The organism is Salinarimonas sp. (assembly GCF_046292825.1).
GTDB lineage: Bacteria > Pseudomonadota > Alphaproteobacteria > Rhizobiales > Beijerinckiaceae > Salinarimonas.
The window spans coordinates 24,719-31,122 of the sequence record NZ_JBKBQG010000048.1 but is presented as its reverse complement, the minus strand read 5'-3'; the positions used below and the strand labels follow the sequence as shown (position 1 = coordinate 31,122).

Below are 6,404 nucleotides of genomic sequence, written 5' to 3'. Positions count from 1 at the left end.
AGCAGGGAAGCGAGCCGGGCAGGAAGGGCGCCCCGGCGGCCGGTCAGGGTGGCGGCGAGGCGCCGTCCCCGATCCCGCCGCCGCTGCGCCGCGAGCGCTCGGCGCGGCGGCCGAGCGCCTCGGGTACGCGGTGCGCCGCGCCCTCGCCGGTGCCTTCCATCCCCGCCCGCAAGCGGGCCGCGGAACGGCGTGCCGAGAGCCCGCCGCCGGCACCCGTTCGGCGCGCGCCCGACACGCGTGCACCCGTCGTCGAGGACCTGCCGCGGCTGCCGCGGGCGACGCCGTTCGTCCTGCGCCGGATCGACACCGAGGGAGATTGGCGATGACCACCGGTCGCGGCGCTCTCGTGCGCAGCCTCGACGCGACGCTTCCCGCCGCGCCCGCCTCGCCTTACGCGCGGATCCGCGGCATCGCGCTCGCGGGCAACGCGCTGATCCTGGTCTTCGTGCTCGGCTTCGGCGCCTGGGCGGCGATCGCGCCCCTCGAGAGCGCGGCGATCGCGCCGGGGATCGTCGAGGCGGAGACGAGCCGCAAGACGATCCAGCATCTCGAGGGGGGCATCGTGCGCGAGGTGCTCGTGCGCGACGGCGACGTGGTCGCGGCGGGCGATCCGCTGCTGCGCCTCGACGATACCCGCGCGCGCACCCGCCTCCAGGCGCTGCGCATGCAGGTCTGGGAGGCGCGGGCCCGGGCCGCGCGGCTCGCCGCCGAACGCGACGACGTGGACGCGATCGTCGTCCCCGCCGCGCTCGAGGCCGAGCGCGCGCGCGAGCCGGCGCTCGCCACCTTCCTCGCCGCCGAGGCGGCTCTGTTCGCGAGCCGGCGGGAGGTCGCGAATGCGCAGGTGGCGATCCTGCGCGAGCGGCGGGCGCAGATCGAGAAGGAGATCGCGGCGCTCTCCGCGCAGGAGGAGGCGGCAATGCGGCGCGTGGCGATCGTCGCGCAGGAGATCGCGGGCGTGCGCTCCCTCGTCGAGAAGGGCATCGCCCCGCGCCCGCGCCTGACCGCGCTCGAGCGCGAGCTCGCCGAGGTCGAGGGCCGGCGCGGAGAGGGCACCGCCCTCGTCGCCCGCGCGCGCCAGTCGATCGCCGAGATCGAGGCGAACCTGATCAAGCTGAAGATGGACCGCTTCCACGAGGTCGCCCAAGCGCTCGCCGACACGCAGAGCACGCTCCATCAATTGCTCGAGCGGATGGAGGAGGCGCAGGACGAACTCGCCCGCACCGTCGTGGTGGCGCCGAATGCCGGCACGGTCGTCGATCTGCGCGTGCGCACGCTCGGCGCCGTGGTCGCGGCGGGCGCGCCGCTCCTCGACCTCGTGCCGCGCGACGACCGGCTCGTCGTCGCCGCCCGCTTGCGGCCGGAGGACATCGACGTCGTCCGTATCGGCCAGCCGGCGGAGGTGCATCTCGTCGGCACGGGCCGGCGGGAGCCGCCGCTCGCCGGCACGGTCTCCTATGTCGCCGCGGACCGGCACGCCAATCCGCGCGATCCCGAGCCACATTTCACCATGCGCATCCGCCTCGACGACGAGCGGGTGGGCGCGCCCGGCGGCGTCGCGGTCCTGCCGGGCATGTCGGTCCAGGTCTTCGTCAAGACCGGGGAGACGACGGCGGCGCTCTACGCGCTCGCGCCGCTCCTCGACAGCATCGACCGCGCGTTCCGAGAGCCGTGAGGGAGGACCGCCATGGGCTATGCAGCGGGTGCGAGCGGCATGATCGGCGACAGCGCCGAGCTCGGCCATCCGGCCGACACGGTGGAGGGTGCGCGCTCCGCGCTGGAGCGACGCGAGCGCGACCGCCGGGGCGGCTGGCGCTATCTCGGCCAGCCGGGCGACGCCTGGCTCCTCTTCGGCGCGCTCGGCCTCGCCGCCTTGGCCGACCCCATCGCCATGCGGGCGATGGGCGTCGTGCGCGAGAGCACGGCGGCCGGCGGGCGCTCGGGCGATCTCGGCGAGGCGCCGGTTCCCGTCGCGCGCGCGGGCGCCGTCGCGCTTCCCGCGGCCGCGGAGGCGGAGCCCGCGGCGGCGGGGCCGGTCTTCGGATCGAGCGGAGGGCCTGCGCCCGCCTTCGGCGGCGGCTTCTCGCCGGCGGTGGGCAGCGTCGCGTCGGCGCCGGGCATCGCCGGCGGCGGGCTCGGGATCGGCATCGCGTCGGCGAGCGGCGTCTCGGTCCTCTCCTTCGGCGAGGCCGGCCTGTCCGCGACGATCGCCTTCTCCGCGAGCCTGCCCCAAGCGGGGCCGGCGCCGATCCAGGTCCTCCAGGTGGTGGTGCCGCCGCCGATGGTGGTGCAGGTCAACATGTCGACGAGCGATCACGACGCGGTCGCCGTCGCGGTGGCGATCACGCGGATCGAGACGATCACCGACAGCATCGTCTTCATCGGCGGCAACACCGCGATCGCGAGCGCGGTGAACATCGCCCCGGTGATCCAGGCGAACGGGCTCGAGGCTCTGTTCGGCAGCGGCGGTTTCGGGGGATGGGGATCGTCGGGATGGGGGGCGGGGCCGGGTTCCGGCTTCGAGGCGACGCAGCTCAACCTCTCGCGCTCGGACAACGACGCGGTGGCGATCGCGATCTCCGCGAGCTTCGTCGGGACGGCGGTCAACAGCATCGTCGTCTTCCTCGGCAACGACGCGCAGGCGAGCGCCTTCAACTTCGCGCCCGTCGTCCAGTCGAACGATCTGGCGGTCGTCGCGGGCGGGGCGCCGACGGGCGGGGCCGCGCCGCTCCCCCGGCTCTTCGCCGCCTTCGACGATGCGGCCTTCGGGGCGGGGCACGAGGCCGCCTTGCCCGGAGCGGAGAAGCTCCCGGACGTCGCGAGCGCCGAGCGGGACCTCCTCGGCGACGCGCTCGGCACGGCCCTCCGCAGCGCCGACGACGTCGCCGACGCGCTCGGCCCGCTCCCGGAGGCCACGACCGCGGGGATGTTCCCGTCCGATCTCGTCGAGCTCGCGGGGCTTATGGAGACGTGAGAGTTCGAAAATCATTCCCCGCCCGTCATTCCGGGGCGCGAAGCGAGCCCGGAATCCAGACTCCCGACCTCTGATGAGCAGCCTGTAGGCTGCGTCCTTCGAGGTATCAGTTGTCTCGGGGTGCGGAGCGAGCGCGCATGCGCGCTCGGACGATCGTTGTGGATCTGGGTTCCGGGCTCGCTTCGCGCCCCGGAATGACAACGTGGAGAATTTGGGAGAATGATTCACAAACTCTGAGTCTGAGGCTCAGAGCAGCCCCAGCTCCACCAATTCCCGCCGCAGGCCCTCGGGCATCTCGGCGAGGCCGTGCGCGGCCTCGCGGCCGAGATCGGCGGGGGCGTCGTTCGCGTCGAGATAGCGCCAGCCCTGGAACGGGCGGCAGGGGCGGGGAGCGACCGGCACGACGACGGGCTCGAGCACGAGGTGGCAGCGCCCGATCCCGGCTGGATCGGTGAACGGCCGGATCGCCAGCACGCGCTGGCGCGCGCAGAGCTGCCCCTTGATCACCCAGAACAGCGAGCCGCGCCCGGCGATCTCGTCCATGCGCTTGGGCACCATGCGGGTCGTGTGCGTCTGCTCGTAGGAGCGCCCGGCGCGCACGGCATGAAGCCGCATCTCCTCGATCCAGGCCTCGAGATCCTGGATCGACTCGGCGCCGACGCACAGCTTGAGGAGGTGGAGGGGAGGGGGCTCGCGCATGATCGACGGATGTAGCCGGGGCGCCGCGCGAAGTCGATGCGGCGGGGTGCGCCGTCCACCGCTTTCAGGGGCGCCGGTAGGGCGCCGCGAGCGCCGCGAGCGCCTCTTCGCCGCTCACCGGGCGGTCGATCGGCAGGATGTCCCAGCGCGCTTCGTAGGCGAGCGCCTCCCCGAGCAGGCGCTTGTATTCCCGCCGCGAGACCTCGGTGGCGCCGAATTGCGAGAGGTGCTCGGTGACGAATTGCGTGTCGAGGAGCATGTAGCCGGCGATGCGCAGCCGCGCGACGAGATGCACGAGCGCGACCTTCGAGGCGTCGCGCTCGCGGTGGAACATGCTCTCGCCGAAGAAGGCGGCCCCGAGGCTCACCCCGTAGAGGCCGCCGACGAGCTGCCCGTCCCGATACACCTCGACGGTGTGGCAATAGCCGAGATCGAACAGGTCGGCATAGATGCGCCGGATGCGCGTGTTGATCCAGGTCTTCTCGCGATCGGGCGCGGGGGCGGCGCAGCCGTCGATGATCCCGTCGAAATCGGTGTCGACGCGCACCTCGAACACGTCCGAGCGGACCGTGCGCGCGAGCCTGCGGCCGACATGGAAGGTCTCGATCGGAATGACGCCGCGCTCGCGCGGCTCGACCCAATAGATGCCGGGATCGTCCGCGCTCTCCGCCATCGGAAAGATGCCCGCGGCATAGGCCCGCAGGACGATTTCCGGCGTGATCTGGACGATGCCGCTGTGCATCGGGGCTCCGACGAGAGGGAATCAACGCCGCATCGGCGCTTTCGTGCCGATGGACGCGACCGTCATAGCACGGGCGGCGCCGCGCGGCGACGAGACGAAACGCTCATCCCGCCGCGCGGCACGACGACCCCTCAGCCGATCTCGTCCAGACCCCCGGTCTTCAGGAACTGCTCGAGCCAGTGGATGTCGTAGATGCCGTTCTGGACATCTTGGTTGCGAACGAGCGTCCTGAAAAGGGGGAGCGTCGTGTCGATGCCGTCGACGACGAACTCGTCGAGCGCGCGGCGCAGCCGCATCAGGCACTCGTTGCGGGTGCGGCCGTGCACGATGAGCTTGCCGACGAGGGAATCGTAATGCGGCGGGATGCGGTAGCCCTGGTAGGCGGCCGAGTCGACGCGCACCCCGAGCCCGCCCGGGGGATGAAAATACGTGATCGTGCCGGGCGAGGGCCGGAAGGTGACCGGGTGCTCGGCGTTGATCCGGCACTCGATCGCGTGGCCGACGAGCTTCACGTCCTCCTGCCGCACCGACAGGGGCGCGCCCGCCGCGACGCGGATCTGCTCGTTGACGAGGTCGATCCCGGTGATCATCTCGGTGACCGGATGCTCCACCTGGATGCGGGTGTTCATCTCGATGAAGTAGAACTCCCCGTTCTCGTAGAGGAATTCCACCGTGCCCGCGCCGGCATAGCCGAGATCGGCCACCGCCTTCGCCACGATCCCGCCGATGCGCGCGCGCTCGGCGTCGTTGAGCGCGGGCGAGGGGCCCTCCTCCCAGACCTTCTGGTGGCGGCGCTGGAGCGAGCAGTCGCGCTCGCCGAGATGGATCGCGTTGCCGCGCCCGTCGCCGAGCACCTGGATCTCGATATGGCGCGGCTTCTCGAGATATTTCTCCATATACACCGCGTCGTCGCCGAAGGCGGCCTTCGCCTCGGTGCGCGCGGTCACGTAGGCGTGGACGAGCTCGTCCGCCGAGCGCGCGACCTTCATGCCGCGCCCGCCGCCGCCGGACGCCGCCTTGATCAGCACGGGATAGCCGATCTCCTCGCCGAGCCGCAGCGCCTCTTCCTCGCTCTCGATCGCGCCCTCGGAGCCCGGCACGCAGGGGATGCCCAGCCGCTTGGCCGTCCGCTTGGCCTCGATCTTGTCGCCCATGATGCGGATGTGCTCGGCCTTGGGGCCGATGAAGGCGATCTTGTGGTCGGCGAGCACCTCCGCGAAGCGGGCGTTCTCCGACAGGAAGCCGTAGCCGGGATGCACGGCGTCCGCGCCCGTGATCTCGCAGGCGGAGATCAAAGCGGGGATGTTGAGGTAGCTGTCGCGGGCGGTCGGCGGGCCGATGCACACGCTCTCGTCGGCGAGGCGCACGTGCATGGCGTCGGTGTCGGCGGTCGAGTGGACGGCGACGGTGGCGATGCCGAGCTCTTTGGCCGCGCGCAGGATGCGCAACGCGATCTCGCCCCGGTTCGCGATGAGGATCTTGTCGAACATGGGGATCATTCGACGATCATCAGCGGCTCGCCGTACTCGACCGGCTGGCCGTCCTCGAAGAGGACCTCGACCACGGTGCCCGAGCGCGGCGCGACGATGTCGTTGAAGGTCTTCATCGCCTCGATCAGGAGGAGGCGCTGGCCTGCCTCGACCTTCTGGCCGATCTCGACGAAGGGCTTGGCGTCCGGCGAGGGGCGGCGATAGGCGGTGCCGACCATCGGCGAGGTGACGGCGCCGGGATGCTCGCGGGCGGAGACGGGCTTGACGGGAGCGGGCGTCGAGGCCGCGATCGGCGCGGTCACCGGCGCCGCGGCGGCGGCGACGGGCGCGGGCGCCTGATGCCCCTGCACGGGCACGGAGACCACCTGCGTCACCTGCCGGGCGACGCGGATGCGCAGATCGCCCTTCTCCACCTCGATCTCGGTGAGGTCCGTCTCGGCGATCAGCCCGGCGAGCTCGCGCACGAGTTCGGGATCGAAGGGGCTCGTTCTGGCCATGC

6 protein-coding genes and 1 pseudogene are annotated in these 6,404 nt (G+C 72.1%); 3 read left to right on the top strand and 4 right to left on the bottom strand.

What is annotated here, in order from left to right; translation table 11 throughout:
* The 3 genes and pseudogenes from ACK4UM_RS17885 to ACK4UM_RS17875 form a co-directional block, all read left to right on the top strand.
* Positions 1–326: pseudogene (locus ACK4UM_RS17885) on the top strand (hypothetical protein); the annotation flags it as partial.
* Positions 323–1,675: an HlyD family type I secretion periplasmic adaptor subunit gene (locus ACK4UM_RS17880; protein ID WP_409802001.1), complete on the top strand. Its 1,353-nt coding sequence runs from the start codon at positions 323–325 to the stop codon at positions 1,673–1,675. The pseudogene ACK4UM_RS17885 and the gene ACK4UM_RS17880, both read left to right, overlap by 4 nt.
* Before the next feature lie 12 nt (positions 1,676–1,687).
* Entirely contained in the window at positions 1,688–2,974 is a 1,287-nt protein-coding gene (locus ACK4UM_RS17875; RefSeq protein ID WP_409801999.1) for a hypothetical protein, read from the top strand.
* 246 nt (positions 2,975–3,220) lie between these two features.
* Here ACK4UM_RS17875 and ACK4UM_RS17870 read toward each other — a convergent pair whose 3' ends face one another.
* The 4 genes from ACK4UM_RS17870 to accB all read right to left on the bottom strand — a co-directional run bounded on the left by ACK4UM_RS17870 (position 3,221) and on the right by accB (position 6,402).
* Positions 3,221–3,673, bottom strand: coding sequence for a DUF1489 family protein (locus tag ACK4UM_RS17870; protein WP_409801997.1), 453 nt, complete (start codon positions 3,671–3,673; stop codon positions 3,221–3,223).
* Positions 3,674–3,737: 64 nt separating this feature from the next.
* Positions 3,738–4,415 carry a leucyl/phenylalanyl-tRNA--protein transferase gene (aat, locus tag ACK4UM_RS17865; RefSeq protein ID WP_409801994.1) on the bottom strand — a complete coding sequence of 226 codons (678 nt, stop codon included), beginning with the start codon at positions 4,413–4,415 and terminating at the stop codon, positions 3,738–3,740.
* 131 nt (positions 4,416–4,546) lie between these two features.
* The gene (accC, locus tag ACK4UM_RS17860; protein WP_409801992.1) at positions 4,547–5,905 is read right to left on the bottom strand and encodes an acetyl-CoA carboxylase biotin carboxylase subunit; all 1,359 of its coding nucleotides are present in this window, start codon (positions 5,903–5,905) and stop codon (positions 4,547–4,549) included.
* A 5-nt stretch (positions 5,906–5,910) separates the two neighbouring features.
* Positions 5,911–6,402: an acetyl-CoA carboxylase biotin carboxyl carrier protein gene (accB, locus tag ACK4UM_RS17855; RefSeq protein WP_409801989.1), complete on the bottom strand. Its 492-nt coding sequence runs from the start codon at positions 6,400–6,402 to the stop codon at positions 5,911–5,913.
* Between the last annotated feature and the right edge of the window lie 2 nt (positions 6,403–6,404).